The organism is Sinomonas terricola (assembly GCF_034931225.1).
GTDB classification, from domain to species: Bacteria; Actinomycetota; Actinomycetes; order Actinomycetales; family Micrococcaceae; genus Sinomonas; species Sinomonas terricola.
In genome coordinates, this window is the sequence record NZ_JAYGGQ010000001.1 from 95,338 (window position 1) to 112,429 (window position 17,092).

19 protein-coding genes and 1 riboswitch are annotated in these 17,092 nt (G+C 70.3%); of the genes, 9 read left to right on the forward strand and 10 right to left on the reverse strand.

Annotated elements, in window-relative coordinates; all coding sequences use genetic code 11:
- Positions 1-2 precede the first annotated feature (2 nt).
- From SPF06_RS00365 to hemE, 4 genes are all read right to left on the reverse strand, one after another.
- Positions 3-1,238: a ferrochelatase gene (locus SPF06_RS00365; protein ID WP_323276934.1), complete on the reverse strand. Its 1,236-nt coding sequence runs from the start codon at positions 1,236-1,238 to the stop codon at positions 3-5.
- Positions 1,235-1,963 carry a hydrogen peroxide-dependent heme synthase gene (gene hemQ, locus SPF06_RS00370; RefSeq protein WP_323276935.1) on the reverse strand — a complete coding sequence of 243 codons (729 nt, stop codon included), beginning with the start codon at positions 1,961-1,963 and terminating at the stop codon, positions 1,235-1,237. The genes SPF06_RS00365 and hemQ overlap by 4 nt, the downstream gene beginning before the upstream one ends.
- An 83-nt stretch (positions 1,964-2,046) precedes the next feature.
- A complete protein-coding gene (gene hemG, locus SPF06_RS00375) occupies positions 2,047-3,531 on the reverse strand; it encodes a protoporphyrinogen oxidase (RefSeq protein ID WP_323276936.1) in 1,485 nt (494 codons plus the stop codon).
- A 9-nt stretch (positions 3,532-3,540) separates the two neighbouring features.
- Positions 3,541-4,596: a uroporphyrinogen decarboxylase gene (hemE, locus tag SPF06_RS00380; protein WP_323276937.1), complete on the reverse strand. Its 1,056-nt coding sequence runs from the start codon at positions 4,594-4,596 to the stop codon at positions 3,541-3,543.
- 119 nt (positions 4,597-4,715) lie between these two features.
- On the opposite strand from hemE, the gene SPF06_RS00385 reads away from it, so the two are divergent.
- The gene (locus SPF06_RS00385) at positions 4,716-6,059 is read left to right on the forward strand and encodes a glutamyl-tRNA reductase (RefSeq protein ID WP_323276938.1); all 1,344 of its coding nucleotides are present in this window, start codon (positions 4,716-4,718) and stop codon (positions 6,057-6,059) included.
- 266 nt (positions 6,060-6,325) lie between these two features.
- Entirely contained in the window at positions 6,326-6,841 is a 516-nt protein-coding gene (locus SPF06_RS00390) for a hypothetical protein (RefSeq protein WP_323276939.1), read from the forward strand.
- Here the strand turns inward: SPF06_RS00390 and moeB are convergent.
- Entirely contained in the window at positions 6,835-8,022 is a 1,188-nt protein-coding gene (gene moeB, locus SPF06_RS00395; RefSeq protein ID WP_323276940.1) for a molybdopterin-synthase adenylyltransferase MoeB, read from the reverse strand. The genes SPF06_RS00390 and moeB overlap by 7 nt on opposite strands.
- A 113-nt stretch (positions 8,023-8,135) precedes the next feature.
- On the opposite strand from moeB, the gene SPF06_RS00400 reads away from it, so the two are divergent.
- The 3 genes from SPF06_RS00400 (at position 8,136) to SPF06_RS00410 (ending at position 9,385) form a co-directional block, all read left to right on the forward strand.
- On the forward strand, positions 8,136-8,759 hold the full coding sequence (locus SPF06_RS00400) for a TetR/AcrR family transcriptional regulator (protein ID WP_323276941.1): 624 nt from the start codon (positions 8,136-8,138) through the stop codon (positions 8,757-8,759).
- 77 nt (positions 8,760-8,836) lie between these two features.
- Positions 8,837-9,061 carry a DUF3107 domain-containing protein gene (locus SPF06_RS00405; protein ID WP_323276942.1) on the forward strand — a complete coding sequence of 75 codons (225 nt, stop codon included), beginning with the start codon at positions 8,837-8,839 and terminating at the stop codon, positions 9,059-9,061.
- A gap of 12 nt (positions 9,062-9,073) precedes the next feature.
- Positions 9,074-9,385 carry a hypothetical protein gene (locus SPF06_RS00410; RefSeq protein ID WP_323276943.1) on the forward strand — a complete coding sequence of 104 codons (312 nt, stop codon included), beginning with the start codon at positions 9,074-9,076 and terminating at the stop codon, positions 9,383-9,385.
- On the opposite strand, the gene SPF06_RS00415 is transcribed toward SPF06_RS00410, so the two are convergent.
- Positions 9,375-9,719, reverse strand: coding sequence for a 4a-hydroxytetrahydrobiopterin dehydratase (locus tag SPF06_RS00415; RefSeq protein WP_323276944.1), 345 nt, complete (start codon positions 9,717-9,719; stop codon positions 9,375-9,377). The genes SPF06_RS00410 and SPF06_RS00415 overlap by 11 nt on opposite strands.
- Positions 9,720-9,751: 32 nt before the next feature.
- On the reverse strand, positions 9,752-10,114 hold the full coding sequence (locus SPF06_RS00420) for a PadR family transcriptional regulator (protein WP_323276945.1): 363 nt from the start codon (positions 10,112-10,114) through the stop codon (positions 9,752-9,754).
- Positions 10,115-10,745: 631 nt separating this feature from the next.
- Here SPF06_RS00420 and SPF06_RS00425 point away from each other — a divergent pair.
- Complete coding sequence (locus tag SPF06_RS00425; protein WP_323276946.1) at positions 10,746-10,916, forward strand: hypothetical protein; 171 nt, start codon at positions 10,746-10,748, stop codon at positions 10,914-10,916.
- A 123-nt stretch (positions 10,917-11,039) separates the two neighbouring features.
- Here the strand turns inward: SPF06_RS00425 and SPF06_RS00430 are convergent, their stop codons facing one another.
- The 3 genes from SPF06_RS00430 to thiO form a co-directional block, all read right to left on the reverse strand.
- Complete coding sequence (locus SPF06_RS00430; RefSeq protein ID WP_428985699.1) at positions 11,040-11,861, reverse strand: thiazole synthase; 822 nt, start codon at positions 11,859-11,861, stop codon at positions 11,040-11,042.
- A 7-nt stretch (positions 11,862-11,868) separates the two neighbouring features.
- On the reverse strand, positions 11,869-12,126 hold the full coding sequence (thiS, locus tag SPF06_RS00435; protein ID WP_323276947.1) for a sulfur carrier protein ThiS: 258 nt from the start codon (positions 12,124-12,126) through the stop codon (positions 11,869-11,871).
- Positions 12,123-13,355 (reverse strand): glycine oxidase ThiO, encoded by a 1,233-nt coding sequence (gene thiO, locus SPF06_RS00440; RefSeq protein WP_323276948.1) that lies wholly within the window; start codon positions 13,353-13,355, stop codon positions 12,123-12,125. The genes thiS and thiO overlap by 4 nt, the downstream gene beginning before the upstream one ends.
- Positions 13,353-13,501: riboswitch (TPP riboswitch) on the reverse strand. (Overlaps the previous gene by 3 nt.)
- A gap of 15 nt (positions 13,502-13,516) precedes the next feature.
- Between thiO and thiE the strand changes: the two genes are divergently transcribed.
- The 3 genes from thiE to SPF06_RS00455 all read left to right on the forward strand — a co-directional run bounded on the left by thiE (position 13,517) and on the right by SPF06_RS00455 (position 16,713).
- Positions 13,517-14,218, forward strand: a complete 702-nt coding sequence (thiE, locus tag SPF06_RS00445) for a thiamine phosphate synthase (protein ID WP_323276949.1) — start codon at positions 13,517-13,519, stop codon at positions 14,216-14,218.
- Positions 14,215-15,063: a prephenate dehydratase gene (locus SPF06_RS00450; RefSeq protein ID WP_323276950.1), complete on the forward strand. Its 849-nt coding sequence runs from the start codon at positions 14,215-14,217 to the stop codon at positions 15,061-15,063. The genes thiE and SPF06_RS00450 overlap by 4 nt, the downstream gene beginning before the upstream one ends.
- A gap of 87 nt (positions 15,064-15,150) precedes the next feature.
- Positions 15,151-16,713 carry an RNB domain-containing ribonuclease gene (locus tag SPF06_RS00455; protein WP_428985668.1) on the forward strand — a complete coding sequence of 521 codons (1,563 nt, stop codon included), beginning with the start codon at positions 15,151-15,153 and terminating at the stop codon, positions 16,711-16,713.
- Positions 16,714-17,092 lie beyond the last annotated feature (379 nt).

A 17,092-nucleotide genomic window follows, 5' to 3' on the forward strand; every position in this document is an offset into this window, starting at 1 on the left:
GGTCAGGACACTCCCGCCGCAGTGCCCGCCGCTGTGCCCGCTTCCGCTATCGCGGGCTTGGCACCGCGGAAATTCTCGCAGCAACCCGGCCGGCACACGTCATACCAAGGGCCGAGCTCGGTCACGTGCGGCCGCTCGGCCACGGTGTTCTCCGAGTTCTCCGAAGTGCGCTCGCGGATGAGGTCCACGAGGCCCGCGACGAATTCGCGGTGGACGCCCGGAGTCGGAACGCGGACCGCTTCGATCCCGAGCTCCCGGCACGTCTCGAGGGCCTCGGTGTCGAGATCCCACGCGACCTCCATGTGGTCGCTCACGAAGCCGAGCGGCACGATGACGACGCCCTTGACCGCGGGCCGCTCGCCGTCGCCGCCGGCGATCGCCTCAAGGTGGTCGTTGATGTCCGGCTCGAGCCACGGAATGTGCGGCGCGCCCGAGCGGGACTGGTAGACGAGGTCCCATTCGAGCGAGGGTGCAACAGCGGCCATGATCGCCCGTGCGTTCGCGAGGTGCTGCGCAACGTATGCGGAGCCGCCCTCGAACTCGCGGGGCTCGCCCGCGGAGCGACCGGCAGCGTCGGCGTCGCGGGTCGGGATGGAGTGAGTCGCGAACAGGACGCGGATCTCCGCGTCGCGCGAACCGTCCGCGGCTCCGAGCGCCTCGCGCACGCGCGCGAGTCCCGCCGTCGTTCCTTCGACGAACGGCGCGACGAAGCCGGGATGGTCGAAGTACTGCCGGACCTTGTCGACCTCGAGGCGACCCGCGAGGCCCGTCTCGGCGAGCGCCACGCCGATGTCTTCGCGGTACTGGCGGCAGCTCGAGTAGCACGAGTAGACGCTCGTCGTGATCATGAGGACCCGGCGACGGCCGTCGCCGTACATGCGCTCAAGCGTCTCGGGGATGTAGGGGTCCCAGTTGCGGTTTCCCCAGTACACGGGAAGGTCGATGCCGCGCGCGGCGAGCTCGGCCTCGAGCGCGGCCTTGAGCTCGCGGTTCTGGGCGTTGATGGGGCTCACGCCGCCGAACGCGCGGTAGTGGTGGCTCACCTCTTCGAGGCGCTCGTCCGGGATGCCGCGGCCGCGGGTCACGTTGCGCAGGAACGGGATGACGTCGTCCTGGCCCTCCGGCCCCCCGAACGAGGCGAGGAGGACGGCGTCGTACACCGCGGGGGCGGCCCGGCCGGCCTCGGTGACCGGATTGACCGCGGTACTCACCGCGAGCGCGACGGGAGACGCAGTCACGCCAGGACCTCGGCAACCTCGGACGCCGAGATGCGGCGGCCCGTGTGGAAGGGGACCTCCTCGCGCACGTGATTGCGCGCGTCCGTGTAGCGGAGGTGGCGCATCATGTCGACGAGGTCCACAAGCTCGGGCGCCTCGAGGGCGAGGATCCATTCCCAGTCGCCGAGGGCGAACGCCGAGACGGTGTTCGAGATGACCTGCGGGAAGTCGCGGCCGAGCATGCCGTGCTCGCGGAGCATGCGCGAACGCTCCTCCGCGGGGAGGATGTACCACTCGTAGGAGCGGACGAAGGGGTAGACCGTGAGCCACGTGCTCGGCTCGACGCCACGCGAGAACGCGGGCGTGTGGCTCTTCGTGAACTCGGCTTCGCGGTGCACGCCCATCGCGTTCCACGTCTGCTCAGTGCCGGCGAACAGTTCGCTGCGGCGGATGTCGCGCACGGCCTGCTGGAGTTCCTCGGGCTTGGGGCCGTGGACCCAGACCATGACGTCGGCTCCCGCCCGGAGGCCCGAGACGTCGTATAGGCCGCGCACCGTGACGCCCTTTTCGCCGAGGCGTGCCACGAGCGACTCGAAGTCCGAAACGGCGCTTGCGGCCGGGGCGGCGCTGCCCGGGACGCGGCCGAAGACGCTCCAGAGGGTGAAGAACTGCTGCTCGGCAGCGTCGGAGGCGTGGCTGCCCTCCGCCACCGTTTTGGTGACAGATTCGTCAAAAGTGTGGCTCATGGTCTCCAGTGTGCTCCTTCGGTCGCGGCAAATCGAATTGGATTGTCTACGAAACGTAGAAAACGGCGTAGAAGTGATGAAAGTCACACACGGCTCACGGCAAGGCTGCTCGCCTGCCCCCGTGCGTCGGGCACGACCGACGCAAGGCCGTTGCCCGCGGCCCACCCGCCGACCACGGCGAGGCCGGGCTGTTCCGCGACGCGGCGACGGATCTCCGCGACCCGCTCCCGGTGGCCGACACTCGCGAACGGGAGGCTCCCCTCCCAGCGCACCACGTCCCAGCCGAGCACGTCCTCGAACGTGATCTCGACCGTCAGGAGCGCGGACGCGTCCGCGAGCGCGGCACGGAAGAGCTCGTCGTCCGTCTCTGGCCCGTCCCCGGGAAGCGCGGAGAGAGGATCGGCCACGCGGCCGTAGGAGAGGCGCAGGACGTGCGTGCCGGGCCCCGCCTCATCCGCGAGCCAGCCCCATTTCGACGTCGCGTGGGTGAGGGCCTTGGCCTGGATTCCCGCGACCTGAGGGGCCACGAGCACGCCCGTCCCTCGCGGCCTCGTGTCGAGCTCCGGCTTGTCGAGCACGAGCGTGACGAGCTTGACCTCGGGCCCCGGAACCGGTTCGTGGCCGCCGAGCTCGGGGACGGCGTCGGAGAGCAATTCGACGGCAGCCGGGCCGCCGAGCGCGACGACGACGAGCTCGGCATCGCGGGACGCGCGCTCTGGCACGCCAGCGGAGTCGGGGGCCGCGCCCTGAACCGTGCCGACCCGCCAGCCGGCGCCCACCCGGTCGAGGCGCTCGACGCGCGCGCCGTTCACGAGCTCGACGCCGTCGTAGGCGAGGCGCTCGACGAGCGCCGTGACGAGCCGATGCATGCCCCCGCGGAGCCCGGCCACGGCCGATCCCGCCTTCGCGCCGCCCGTCGAGCGGCTCCGCTGGGCCGCCACGGCCGCGGCGAGCGAACCGCGTTCGGACATGAGCGACCGCAGGCCGGGCGCCACCATGTCGATGTCGAGGAGCGCGGGGTCCGCCGAGTGCACGCCCCCGACAACCGGGGTCACGAGCCGGCCGAGGACCCGCCGCCCCATGCGGGCGCGCACGACGTCGGCAACGCTCGCGTCGGCGTGGGGCGCGGGCACAGGCAGGACGCGGTCGAGCGAGGCGCGAAGCGACCCCCACAGCCCCAGCACAGATCGGACCTCCGGGGCCCAGGGGTTCGACGGAATCCCGAGCACGCCCGCCTTCGGGAGCTCCTCGGCGCCCGTGGGAAGCTGGACCCAGGCGCCAGACGGGTGCGGCGCGACGATGTCATCCGTGAGCCCGAGCTCGTCGAGGAGATTCCGGACGCCGTCCGTGCGCGTCGCAAACGATTCGGCCCCGCTATCGAGGGCGAGCCCCGCGACCTCGTGCATGCCGAGGCAGCCGCCCCACCTCTCGCTCGACTCGAGGACCGTGACCGCGAGGCCCGAGCGGCGCAGCTCGAGCGCGGCACACAGGCCCGCGATGCCGCCGCCGACGACGACGGCGCGCCGAGCGGCGGGCGCGTCCCCGACGTCGTGTGGTCCCGAAGTCATCGACAGCGCCTAGATCGAGTGGACCAGCTCGACGAGCCGCGTGAGAACGCCCGGATCGGTCTCGGGCGGGACGCCATGGCCGAGGTTGATGACATGCCCCGGTGCCGAGGCGCCCTGCCGGACGATCTCGCGCACGTGGGCCTCGAGCACGTTCCACGGGGCCGCGAGGAGCGCGGGGTCGATATTCCCCTGGAGGACGACGCGCCCGCCGAGCCGCCGGTTCGCCTCCTGGATCGGCAGCCGGTAGTCCACGCCGACCGCGTCGACACCGACCTCGTACATCGCGCCGAGGAGCTCCGACGTCCCGGTGCCGAAGTGGACAAGCGGCGCGCCGAGGTCGCGGACGTGGTCGAGTGCGCGGGACGAGTACGGAGCCGCCGAGCGCCGGTAATCCTCGAGGCCCAGCGAGCCGGCCCACGAGTCGAAGAGCTGCCCGGCCGACGCGCCGGCCTCGATCTGCGCGCGCAGGAAGCGACCGGATGCGTCGGCGGTCCATTCCATGAGGGCCTGCCACGTCGCGGGGTCGCCGTGCATCATCGTGCGGGGGCCGAGGTGGTCGCGCGACGGCCGGCCCTCGACCATGTAGGCCGCTACCGTGAACGGTGCACCCGCGAAGCCGATGAGCGGCGTCGTGCCGAGTTCTTCGACGGCGATCCGCACGGCCTCGCGGATGGGCGCGAAGATGGCGTCGTCGATCCGCGGAAGGGCGGCGACGTCATCGGGCGTTCGGATGGGCTTCTCGAGTACCGGCCCGACGCCCGGGACGATGTCGACTCCGACGCCCGCGAGCTTGAGCGGAATGACGATGTCCGAGAAGAAGATGCCGGCATCGACGCCGTGCCGGCGCACGGGCTGGAGCGTGATCTCGGCCGCGAGTTCGGGCTTGAGGCAGGATTCGAGCATGCCGTAGCCCTCGCGGGCCGCGCGGTATTCGGGAAGCGACCGGCCGGCCTGCCGCATGAACCAGATCGGATGCTGGTTCGGACGCCCCCCGCGATAGGCGGTGATGAGTGGAGACTGCGCCGTCCGGCCGTCCTTGAGGGGGTGGTCAGGGCTGAGGGTCATACCGCGATTCTCTCAGAGCGGGCAAGCCCCGATGCTGACAGGCTGTCACATGCGGTGCCGTTCGCGAGTGTGCGACGTCCGTGTTCTACACCGGATCGAAAAGCTATGATGGACGGGCTGTGGTTGTTTTCTCGATGGTGGCGACTCACGCCGATCTGAACTTGGAAACCGTTGCTCTCCTGAGCAACGGTGCTGCCACTGTGGCCAACTCCGCGTCCCACTCCCCCACCGTTTCCGGCACGGTCGTCCTCGCGACCTGCAACCGCTTCGAGATCTACGCCGAGGCGCCCGCGCCCGAGGACCTCGAGGCGGCGCGCTCGGCCGTCGTGGCCGAGATCAGCCACCGGAGCGGCCTTCCCGAGCGGACGGTGTCGGACGCGTTCCGCACGCACGAGGGAGCCGACGTCGCGCGGCACCTCTTCGCGGTGAGCTCGGGACTCGACTCCGCCGTCGTCGGCGAGCGCGAGATTGCGGGCCAAGTGCGCCGCGCCCTCATCTCGGCGCAGGAGGACGGCACCGCGACCCCGCCGCTCGTGCGTCTCTTCCAGGCGGCGTCGCGCACCGCGAAGGACGTCGCGACCCAGACGGCGCTCGGCAGCCGCGGCCTCTCGATCGTCTCCGTTGCCCTCGATCTCGCGGCCGACCTCGCGGATCATCCCGACTGGTCGTCGAAGCGCGCCGTGCTGTTCGGCACGGGCGCGTACGCGGGCGCGACCATGGCCCTCCTGCGCGACCGCGGATGCACTCGCGTCGAGGTGTACTCGTCGTCGGGCCGCGCCGAGGAGTTCGCGGCTGCCCGCGGCGGTGTCGCCCTCACGGCCGAGCAGCTCCCCGGGGCGATCGCGGGGGCCGACGTCCTCATCGGATGCAGCGGTTCGACGACGCCGATGGAGGCCGTCGAGCTCGAGGCCATCCGGTCCGAGTCGACGCAGCAGCTCATCGTGATCGACCTCGCCCTCACGCACGATTTCGATCCCGGCGTCGGCTCGCTCGACGGCGTCGAGCTCGTCACGCTCGAGTCGGTGCGCCTGGCCGCGCCCCAGGAGCAGGCCGAAGCCCTCGCCGAGGCGAGCCGGATCGTCGGCGCCGCGGCGGCTGACTTCGAGACGCAGCATCAGGCACGCCAGGCCGATGCCGCGATCGTCGCGCTCCGCCGGCACACGATGGCCGTCCTCGACTCCGAGATCGAGAAGGTCCGGGCCCGGCACGGCTGCACGGCGGCCGCGGAAGAGGTCGAGTTCGCGATGCGTCGCATGGTCAAGCAGCTCCTCCACACACCGACGGTCCGGGCCCGCGAACTCGCGGCCCAAGGCCGCGAGGCCGAATACCTCGCGGCGCTCGACGCGCTCTATGGCATCAGCATCGACCTGCCGTCCGTTGTCGCGGACGCCTTCGGCGAGGAAACGCCCGACGACGGCGCCTCCCCCGAGGACTGCCCGGTCGACCACACGCGCGCGGGCTGAGGCCTCGCCCTCCCACCGCACGCCGGATACGGTGTCCTCACATCCGCATGATGGGGGGACCATGGGCTCACGCGCCTCGACGTTGCCTGGATCGCGCTCACGGGGTGCGCTTCGCATTTGGAAGCTTGCCGCTCTCGCGAGCTCCGCCGTCGTCCTCACAGGGTGCATTCCGCTGCTTCCGCTCGTGCTGCCCTCGAATCCGAGCGCGCCGTCCGCCACAGACAGAGCGGCACCGGGTGCGAGCGCTTCCCCGAGCCCCGGCCGTCATGGATACGCCTCACAAGCACACGCTCGTCCCGGCCTCGGACATCTCGAGGTCAGGTGTCTCGGGCGACCCGGGGAATTGGACGTTCGTCTCGGTTGTGACGGACCCAGAGCGTTCGTACTCCCGGGCGCTCTCCGAGCTCACCGAGTTCGTGCGGACGTGCCCACGTCACGATGTCGTCGTCGACGGCGCGCGGGCCACGCTCGAGTTCGCGGCGGTGCCGCCCGCGAAGACCCTTGCGGGCCGCGCCGTCGGCTTCGTCGGGACGATCACGCCGCAGAGTGCCCGGCCATTCCGGATCATGAAGCTCATGGCGTACGGCCAGGGCCTCATGGTCAGCGTCACGCGCGAGCTCGGCGAGGCGGCGCCGAGCCAGGATGCTCGCACTGAGGAGTTCCTCGGCGGCCTCGTCGACGCCGCCCTCCTCGAGGCGGGCCCGGAGCCGGCCCCCACGCCCGTGTCTCCCCAGCCTCAGCCCACGTTAGGCGCAAAGGCGGCGTGGCTCATGGATCAGTAGGTCGGCTTGTTCGGCTCGATCTCCCGCACCCATGCGAGCACGCCGCCCTCAAGATGGCTCACCGCCGTGAAACCCGCGGCCTCCGCCGCGGCCAGCACGTTGCCCGAGCGGACGCCCGACTTGCAGTGGAACACGACGCTCCGGTCGCGCGGAAGCTCACCCCACGCCTCGCCCGAGAGCAGCCGCCCCTGCGGGATGAGCCGGGAGCCGGGGATGCTCACCATGGCGTGCTCGCCGGGCTCGCGCACGTCGATGAGCTCGAAGTCGGCCTGCCCGGCGTCGCGGGCGCGAAGCATGTCGGCGAGCTCGCGGGCCGTGACGGTGCGCCCCGTGGCCGCGGGGGTCTCAGGCGCGATGCCGCAGAAGGCCTCATAGTCCACGAGCTCGGTGATCGGCTCCGCGTCGGGCGCCTTCGAGACCTTGAGCTCGCGCCACGTCGCGCTCAGGGCGTCGTACAGCTGGACCCGTCCGAGGAGCGTCCGGCCGACGCCGGTGATGAGCTTGACGGCCTCGGTCACCATGGACGCGCCGATCGACGCGCACAGCATGCCGTAGACGCCGCCCTCGCCGCACGACGGCACGGAGCCCGCCGGCGGCGCCTCGGGGTAGAGGTCCCGATACGTCGGGCCGTATTTCTCCCAGAACACGCTCACCTGCCCGTCGAAACGGAAGATCGACCCCCATACGTACGGCTTGCCGAGGATCGCGGCGGCGTCGTTGACGAGGTAGCGCGTCGCGAAGTTGTCCGTCCCGTCGAGGATGAGGTCGTAGTCCGCGAAGACCTCGAGGGCGTTGGACGCGTCGAGGTAGACCTCATGGAGCCGGACGTCGACGAGCGGATTGAGCTCGTGCACCGCATCCCGGGCCGAATGGGCCTTGGGGCGCCCGACGTCGGACACGCCGTGGATGACCTGCCGCTGGAGGTTGCTGAGCTCGACGACGTCGTCGTCGACGATCCCGAGCGTTCCGACTCCCGCGGCCGCGAGATACAGGAGCGCGGGCGCGCCGAGGCCGCCGGCGCCGATCACGAGGACCTTGGCGTTCTTGAGGCGCCGCTGACCGAGGTCGCCGATCTCCGGGATGATGACGTGCCGGGAGTATCGCTGCACCTCGTCCGGGGTGAGCGGCGCGCCGGGTTCCACGAGCGGCGGGAGCTGGATCGGGTCGGAAAGGGGGGACATGCCTCCAGCGTATTCCCCCTGCGCGGTCAATACCGCCGTCTATATGACCCGCGGGTAGAGTATGACTACTGGCGGGTCCGGGTGGGGCCGGCCGGTGGGAGAAAGGTGGAGCTGTGAGCACCGAACCTCGCGCGTCGGCCACGCGGTCCCCGCGCCTTCCCCGAGACGAGCGGAGGGCCCAGCTCCTCAACGCCGCGCTCGAAGTCTTCGCGGCCAATGGGTATCACGGCGCGGCGATGGACGATATCGCGGAAACGGCCCAAGTCTCGAAACCGGTGCTGTATCAGCATTTCCCCTCGAAGCGGGACCTCTACCTCGCCCTGCTCGACAGCCACCTCGCGGCCCTCGCCGAGCTCATGGACGGGGCGCTCGGCTCGACGACGGACAACCGCGAGCGCGTCCGCGCCGTCATGCGCGCCTACTACGAGTTCATCGCGAAGGACGACAAGGCGCATCGCCTCGTCTTCGAGTCCGACCTCGTCAACGACCCCGACGTCGCGTCGAGGCTCGAGAAGTTCAACAAGGGCTTCGCCGAGGCCATCGCGCGCGTCATCGCGACGGACACTAAGCTGCCGATGATCGAGGCGCAGCTGCTCGGACGCGGCCTCGCCGGCATGGCCCAGGTGAGCGCGCGGTATTGGCTCGAGACGTCAGGGGATCTGCCGATCAACGTCGCGAGCGACCTCGTCTCCCGTTTGGCTTGGCGCGGAATCTCTCGATTCCCCAAAGAGGCCTAAGGTACGTATAGAGAGTCGGGCCGCGAGCATGCGCTGCGGCCCGCGCACTTCTTCTCATGCAGCAAAGGGAGACCCACGTGGAAATCAAGATCGGTATCCAGAACGTCGGCCGCGAGATCGTGCTCGAGTCCTCGCAGGACGCCGAAGCCGTTGCGAAGCTCGTCGGAGAGGCGATCTCCGGCGGGAAGGAGCTTCGGCTCGAGGACGAGAAGGGGCGTCAGGTCATCGTCCCGTCCGGCGTGATCGGCTACGTCGAGCTCGGCGCGCAGGAGCAGCGCCGCGTGGGCTTCGGCGCTCTCTGACTGGGGGCAGGCGTGGAGACCGTCTGGTCGCTCGTCATCGACATCATCGTCACCGGCGGTCTGGGCTTCGCGCTCTGGGCCGCCGATCGCCGCCACGGCAAGTACGGCATCATGCTCCCGGTCGCGCTCGGCGTCGTCGTCGCATGCGGCACCTGGATCGTGCTCGTCTCGGCGGGGACCGGCTACATGTCCGGGCTCACGTGGATGCCGTGGGTGCTTCCCATGGCACTCGGCGTCACCGCGTCGTTCGTGGTCACGAAGGTCATCGAACGATCGCGCGAGAAGCGCGACGTCGCCGACCTCAATCGGGTGCTCAAGGGCTGAGCGAATCCGGATACCTCTCCGGTTCGGGGACGGCGTCGAGCGCCGCGGCGTGATCGCTCACGCGGTGCGCGGCCTCGACGTCCTTCGCTGTGACGGCCCCGCCGGCGTCGTGCGTGCTGAAGCGCACGAACACGCGTCGATACCGCCAATCGAGGTCCGGATGGTGGACGAGTTCCTCGGATACCTCCCCGACCGCCGCGATGAAGGCGAGCGCGCTCGCCGCGCTCGGCAGCTTGTAGACCGTCACGAGCCCGCCGAGTCGGTGCTTCCATTCGGGGAGCATCTCGAGCTCTTCCGCAAGCCGCGCATCATCGAGTACTTCGAGCTCGCCCATGGTCCGAGGGTAGGCCGGACCGAGCCGTGCCGTCACGGGCGAGCTGCGTCGTTCGTTCCGACGTGACGCATCTGCAAGAGCGCCGCCCGCAGCTCGCCCCATACCTCGATCAGGACTGCAAGATGGTCAAGTCCCTTTTCGGTGAGCCGGTAGAGCTTCTGAGGAGGTCCCTTAGCCGATTCCTTCCACTCGAAGGCAAGGAAGCCGCGACTTCGGAGCCGTTTGAGGCACCCATAGAGGTCGTTCTCAGCACTCACCAGGTCATGGACGCCCCGCAGCCGCCTGGCCAGCTCGTACGCGTAAGACGGGCCCGACTCGAGCGCCAACAATACCGAGAGCGGAAGAACACTCCTCCGGATGTTGGCCGCGTCGCCACCCCCCAATTGGCTCTGCATACTCAGGAGCTACCGGCTTCAGCCTGAAGAATCAAACGAACCGGCTGGCCGTCTAACGCTCCTCGCAAGGTAGCACGCGACGCCCCTCAGCAATTGGCGGTCCGGTACTATTTCAGACACTCTAACGGGCATCGAGCAAATGGCTATGATTTCCGCACAAGGACATCCCTTGTCAGAGAAATCAGTTCGGGGGAATTGTGATGACAATGCAAATCGCGCCGTCCGCTGTGACCGTTCACCAACGACGCCGCAAGGGGGCTCGCCAAAGTGCGACAATCCTCTGGGTCACAGCGGCGATGGTCTTGGCCCTCCTTCTTGCGCCGCAATCAACAGTCCCGGCCCACGCTACCGGGCAACTCGACACTTTCTGTTCGAGCAGCTACGGCACGACCGTGTGGGACGGGACGCAACCCATACTCTTGCAACGGGACACTGTCGACATACATTGATGGAAATTTCCAGGGATCCGAGAACATTGTTCGACTGATAGCCGACAATCCGCCGCGGACGCTGGACCTGAACGCGTGGTGCGGGAGCCAGCCGTTCTTCTGCGCCGTGGTCGTCGGCGGATTCTGGTATCTCGTCAGTCTCATCACGGGATAGTTGAAAGGAAGCGAGTACCATGGGATGCATGACCACCACGGAGCGGCGACGATTCAACTGGCCCGTATTCATTGCTGGATTCGGGTCGTTCATTATCTTCCGGCCTCTGCTAGGTCTACTTTGGTCGATTTGCATCGGCTTGAGTCTGGCTTTTCTCGTGATCGCCATTCGCGGTCTGATCACGCAAAAGCGAAAGTAGGCGTTTCCGGCTAGGGCTGCGCAAGAGTGCTTGGGCCGACTGAGACCGTATCGATCCCGCCGGCTTGGGCGGCTGCCTAAGAATGAACGGAGACCGAGGCGCCTCCCGACTGCGCGGATCCACCTAAAGGAACTGCGCGCGGCCCTCCATCGGGCTCGACGCGAGCGCGTGCTCGCGCTTCGGGATGCGCCCCGCCTGCGAGGCGAGGCGGCCTGCGACGACGGCGTGGCGGAACGCGGCGGCCATCCGGACCGGGTCCTGAGCCCGGGTCACGGCGGTCGCGAGCAGTACGGCGTCGCAGCCGAGCTCCATCGCGAGGGCCGCGTCGGACGCCGTGCCGATCCCGGCGTCGAGGACCACGGGAACCTCGGCGCGGGCGACGATGAGCTCGATGTTGTGCGGATTGAGGATCCCGAGCCCCGTGCCGATCGGCGCGCCGAGCGGCATGACCGCGACGGCCCCGAGCTGTTCGAGGCGCCGGGCGAGCACGGGATCGTCGTTCGTGTACGCGAACACCTTGAAGCCCCGATTCACAAGCTGCTCCGTCGCGTCCGCGAGCTCGATCGGGTCCGGCAGGAGGGTCGTCTCGTCGGCGATGACCTCGAGCTTGACCCAGTCGGTCTCGAGGGCCTCGCGTGCGAGCTCCGCCGTCAGCACGGCGTCGCGCGCGGTGAAGCAGCCCGCGGTGTTCGGCAGGATGCGGATCCCCTTGTCCACGAGGAGCTGGAACAGGGAGCCCTGCTCGGCGGGCGAGAACCGGCGCATCGCGACGGTCGTGAGCTCGGTGCCCGAGGCCTCGAGGGCGTCGCCGAGGCCGTCGAGGCTCGGGGCCCCGCCGGTGCCGATGATGAGCCGCGAGCCCAGCTCGATACCGTCGACGACGAAGGGGTCGGCGGCGAGAAGCGGCTCGCGCCCTAGGGCACCTGCTGCGGTGTCGGTGCGGATCTCCACATCAGCCTCCTTGCATGGCTGTGACGAGCTCGACGGCGTCGCCCGCCGCGAGCGGGGTGGTGGCCCAGCGAGCGCGGGGCACCACTTCTGAATTGAGGGCGACGGCGACTCCGAGCCGCCCGCCGTCGGCCGGCCGCCCGTCAGCGCCGACCTCGCGCCCGGTCGCCGCTGCGACGAGATCGAGCACCGTCGATCCGGCCGCGACATCGCGGGGTTCGCCGTTGACGGTCACGGCGAGGGTGGTGGTCGAGGGATTCATGCTGTCCTCCCGTAGGAAGCGTGGGTCTCGTGCGGAACCCGGGCAAAGCGGTCGGGCCGGAAGGCGTGCCAGCGCTCGTCGGCGCGTCCGTCGAGCAGGTCGACGCAGATCCGAGCGGCGGCCGGTGTGAGCAGGACGCCGTGGCGGAAGAATCCCGTCGCGACGATGAGCCCGGCGACGTCCTGCGCGTGAGGCGGCGCCCCGCCGTCGTCCGCTGCGCCGGGGGCCCAGCGCGCGGCGACGCGTCCGAGCAGCGGCGCGTTGTCCGGCGTCCCGGGACGGGCACGCGCGGTCGTCTCGTACAGCTCGAGCTCGGCGACGGCCGGGACGAGTGCCTGGGCGTCGCGGAGGAGCTCGTAGACGCCGCCCGCGGAGACCGCGTCGGAGCCGTCCTCGCGCTGCGTGGCGCCGATGACGAGGGTCCCGTCCGCTCGGGGCACGAGATAGACGGGCTTGCCGCGCACGAGGCCCCTCACTGTCGCGGTCACGAGCGGCCGCAGGCTCTCGGGCACGCGCAGCCGGAGGATGTCGCCGTACACGGGCCGGAGCGGCAGCGGGACGGGAAGGCCCGCGAGCTCACGCGCGCCGAGGCCGTTCGCGACGATCGTCTCCCCCGCGCGCAGCTCGCTCCCATCCGCGAGCCGCACGCCGACAACGCGCGCCCCGTCGCCCGCCCAGACGAGGGATTCGGCCCGCTGCCGGATGACGGCTCCGGTCCCGAGCCGGGCCAGGATCGCGGCGACGAGGCGGCGCGGGTCGACCTGATGGTCCGCGGTGATCTCGAACGCGCCTGCGATCGCGGGGGCGAGCATGGGCTCGAGCGACCGGGCTTCGCGCACCGTGAGCGGCCGGACGCCGAGCCCGTGGGCCTCTTGGACTGCGCGGAGGTCGGCGAGTGCCTGGCGGTCCGCCGCGTCCCCCGCGACGCACAGCGTCGGCGTGCTGAGATTGCCGGCTTCGGTGCCGAGCGGCCGGGCGAACCCGGGCCACAGCCGTGCGGATTCGAGGGTAAGGCCGAGGAGGTCTTCCTCTTGGTAGTGGTACTCGCTCACGGCGGCGAGCATGCCGGCCGCCGCGAAGCTCGCGCCCGTGCCAGGCGCCGGATCGACGACGACGACGCGGCGGCCCGAGCACGCGGCCTCCCACGCGATCCCGAGGCCCACGACGCCCGCGCCGACGACGGCGACGTCGACCTCCGCGGGATGCGTCACCGCGTCGCGTCCGTCCATGAATACGCTGTCCTTCCCTACGCCGGCACAACCCGGATCAGGTTCTCACGGTCGGCACACAGCCCTCTCAGCCCGGCTCACGATGCGCCGCCGGCCGTCAGGGTTCGGACGGGGTGTCACACTCGCGGGCTCCCGCAGTACTGAGGACTAGTCTAGTTGCCATGCACTTGCCCGACGCCCAGCTTTACGTGTGCACCGACGCCCGGAAGGGCCGCGGCGACTTCGCGGCCTTCGTGGACGCGGCGTTCTCGGGCGGCGTCGACATCATCCAGCTCCGCGACAAGCAGATCGAGGCCGCCGAAGAGCTCGAGCTCCTCGACGTGCTCCGCGAGGCCGCCGAGCGCCACGGGAAGCTGTGGGCCGTCAACGACCGGGCCGACATCGCGCTGCTCTCGGGGGCGCCCGTGTTCCACGTGGGCCAGAAGGACCTGCCGCTTGAGGCCGTGCGCCGCGTCCTCGGCGGCTCTGTCGCCGTCGGGCTCTCGACCCACGCGCCCGAGCAGGTCGACGCGGCCCTCGCAGCCGGCGCGAGCACGGCGGACGACGGCGCACCGCGGCTTTCGTACTTCTGCACGGGGCCGCTGTGGGCCACCCCGACGAAGCCGGGGCGAACGGCGGTCGGCCTCGGACTCGTCGAGTACGCGGCCCGCCGCACGGCCGAGGCATCCGACGCGGGTGCGCCCACGCTCCCCTGGTTCGCGATCGGCGGAATCGACCACTCGAACGTCGGGGCGGTCGTCGAGTCGGGGGCGAGCCGCGTCGTCGTCGTCCGCGCCGTCACGGACGCCGACGATCCCGCGGACGCCGCAGCCCGGCTCCGCGCCCAGCTGCCGGCCCTCGCCCCGGGGGCGGCTCGCGCATGACCGTCGTCGCCTATCAGGGCGAGCCTGGCGCGAACTCGCATATGGCCGCCCTCGAGGCCTTCCCGGGTGCCGACGCGCTCCCGTGCGCGACGTTCGAGGACGCATTCGCGGCCGTGGACAGCGGCGAGGCCCAGTACGCCATGATCCCCATCGACAACACGGTCGCCGGCCGCGTCGCGGACATCCACCTGCTCTTGCCCACGACGAGCCTCCAGATCATCGGCGAGCACTTCCTGCGCATCCGCTTCAGCCTCATGGGCATCCCGGGTGCGAGCATCGAGGGGGCGCGCGAGGTGCACAGCCACGTGCACGCGCTCGCGCAGTGCCGCGGGTTCATCCGAGCCCACGGCCTCACGCCGGTTGTCGCAGGGGATACGGCTGGCTCCGCGCGCGAGGTCGCGGAGTGGGGGGATCCGACGAAGCTCTCGATCGCCCCGCCGCTCGCGGCGCAGCGCTATGGCCTCGAAATCCTCGCCTCGGACATCGAGGACCACAAGCACAACACGACGCGTTTCGTGATCCTCGCCCCGCCGCAGCCCCTCCCCGAGGCGGGCAGCGGGCCCTACGTGACGAGCTTCGTGTTCCGGGTCAAGAACATCCCGGCCGCGCTCTACAAGGCGCTCGGCGGCTTCGCGACCAACGGCGTCAACATGACGCGCCTCGAGAGCTACATGGTGGACGGACAGTTCTCCGCGACCATGTTCATGGTCGATGTCGAGGGGCATCCCGACGAGCCGCCGCTCGCGAGGGCCCTCGAGGAGCTCACGTTCTTCTCGACGGAGCTCCGCATCCTCGGGGTGTTCCCGGCCCATCCGTGGCGCCTCGGACAGGACGGGCTCTCCTAGCCCTCCATTGGTCACCTCCCAGGGGTGCTGCCCCCTCCAACCACGGGCCGCTGCGCAATGTCGGCGCTCGGGTCTAGGCTGACGCTCGTGGGCCCATCACACTTCGCGCCGAAGCCGGCCAGAGCCGCGGCGCCCCGCACCGACGCGGGAGCCGAGGCGATCGTGGCCGCGTTCGCCGCTCTGCGCGAAGAGTTCCAGCTCGCCTCCGAGTATCCGGCGGCGGCGGTCGCGGACGCCGAGGCGGCCATTGCCTCGCTTCGGCTCCCGGACGCCGACGCCACCCGGGTCGACTTCGTCACGATCGATCCGCCCGAATCGACCGATCTCGACCAGGCCCTCCACATCGAGCGGGACGGCGCGGGCTACCGCGTCCGCTACGCGATCGCGGATGTCCCGGCCTTCGTCCGGCCCGCAGGCGAGCTGGACGCCGAGACGCGGCGCCGCGGCCAGACGATCTACGCGGCCGACGCGAAAGTCCCGCTGCACCCGCAGGACATCACCGACGACGCCGGAAGCCTCCTCGCCGACACCGTGCGAGGCGCGTTCGTGTGGGACTTCCGGCTCGACGCGGACGGCGACGTCACCGATGTCGGCCTCGCCCGTGCCCGGATCCGCAGTCGTGCGAAGCTCAACTACGCCGAGGTGCAGGCCCAGATCGACGCGGGCACCGCCGTCGAGCCTCTCATGCTGCTCAAGGAGGTGGGGCTCAAGCGCGTGGCGCTCGAGCGGGCCCGCGGCGGGGCAAGCCTCAACCTCCCCGAGCAGGAGATCGTCCCGACTGACGAGGGCGGCTATCGGATCGAGGCGGCCGCGCAGCGCCCGGTCGAGGACTGGAACGCGCAGATCTCGCTCATGACCGGCATGGCCGCCGCGAAGCTCATGATGGACGGCGGAATCGGGATCCTCCGCACCATGCCGCCGCCCGACGAGAAGTCCCTGCGCCATTTCCGCCGCCAGACGCAGGCCCTCGGCCGCCCATGGGACGGCGCCATGGCCTACGGCGAGTACCTGCGGACGCTCGAGGCCTCCGATCCGCGACACCTTGCGATCCTGCATGCGGCGGCCGCGCTCTTCCGCGGCGCGACGTACACGCCGTTCGACGGCGCACTGCCGGACAACCCCGTGCAGGCGGCCATCGCCGCGCCCTACGCGCATACGACGGCGCCCCTGCGGCGGCTCGTGGACCGCTTCGTCCTCGTGCTCTGCGAGGCTCTCGCGAACGACGGCGATGTTCCCGGCTGGGTGCGCGAGGCCCTTCCCGCCCTACCGGGCCTCATGGCAGCTTCGGACCATCTCGCGGCCCAGGTCGAGCGTGCGTCGCTCGATCTCGTCGAGGCGGCGCTCCTCGTGAACTGCGTGGGCCAGGAGTACGACGCCGTCGTGGTCTCGGGCTCGAAGCCGGCCGCGAGCGACGACGGCCAGGGGCCCGGCAACGGCAACGGCCGGCCGTCCCAGCCGCTCGATCGCATCGCAAGCTCGCAGAACGGCGGCCGGCCCCAAGCTGCGGGGAAGCCGTTCGGCACGGTCCAGCTTTCCGACCCGCCGGTCACGGCCCGCTGCGAGGGCGAGATGGAATCGGGAACCACGGTGCGTGTGAGGCTCGTGACGGCCGACATCCGGAAGCGCCTCGTGCTCTTCGAACGCGTCTAGGCGCAATGGGACTTCAGGCCCGTCCCCGCGCGTTCCTGGCGAAGGCGAGCCGAGGGCCGAGACGTGAGAGGTCGAGAGTTTTCATGAGGCCACTCTTGCCGCCAGGCAGAGTTCGCGCCTGCCCCTTCCGATCCATGTGGATAATCGGCAGGAGCGTCCGACGACCACGGCCCGGCGACGAGGCAGCCGACTCCGTGTGTCGCGCCACACAATTCCCGGCTTTCCGGGCCCCCACGATATCCTTGTCACGTTATTGGATGCCCGGTCGTATTTGACGCGATCTGCTTTTTCACCTGCCAGCCCCGCGCTGACACCCTGATAGCCCGCGATCGGCTTCCACTGGACGGCCGTCACGATCGGCCGCTCCGGACAATCTAGG

Bases quoted from the DNA above. Each gene is read 5' to 3' on its own strand.
- hemQ (WP_323276935.1), bottom strand. From the start codon at position 1,963: ATGAGCCACACTTTTGACGAATCTGTCACCAAAACGGTGGCGGAGGGC.
- hemG (WP_323276936.1), bottom strand. From the start codon at position 3,531: ATGACTTCGGGACCACACGACGTCGGGGACGCGCCCGCCGCTCGGCGC.
- hemE (WP_323276937.1), bottom strand. From the start codon at position 4,596: ATGACCCTCAGCCCTGACCACCCCCTCAAGGACGGCCGGACGGCGCAG.
- SPF06_RS00390 (WP_323276939.1), top strand. From the start codon at position 6,326: ATGGATACGCCTCACAAGCACACGCTCGTCCCGGCCTCGGACATCTCG.
- moeB (WP_323276940.1), bottom strand. From the start codon at position 8,022: ATGTCCCCCCTTTCCGACCCGATCCAGCTCCCGCCGCTCGTGGAACCC.
- SPF06_RS00415 (WP_323276944.1), bottom strand. From the start codon at position 9,719: ATGGGCGAGCTCGAAGTACTCGATGATGCGCGGCTTGCGGAAGAGCTC.
- SPF06_RS00420 (WP_323276945.1), bottom strand. From the start codon at position 10,114: ATGCAGAGCCAATTGGGGGGTGGCGACGCGGCCAACATCCGGAGGAGT.
- SPF06_RS00425 (WP_323276946.1), top strand. From the start codon at position 10,746: ATGACCACCACGGAGCGGCGACGATTCAACTGGCCCGTATTCATTGCT.
- thiS (WP_323276947.1), bottom strand. From the start codon at position 12,126: ATGAATCCCTCGACCACCACCCTCGCCGTGACCGTCAACGGCGAACCC.
- thiO (WP_323276948.1), bottom strand. From the start codon at position 13,355: ATGGACGGACGCGACGCGGTGACGCATCCCGCGGAGGTCGACGTCGCC.
- thiE (WP_323276949.1), top strand. From the start codon at position 13,517: ATGCACTTGCCCGACGCCCAGCTTTACGTGTGCACCGACGCCCGGAAG.
- SPF06_RS00450 (WP_323276950.1), top strand. From the start codon at position 14,215: ATGACCGTCGTCGCCTATCAGGGCGAGCCTGGCGCGAACTCGCATATG.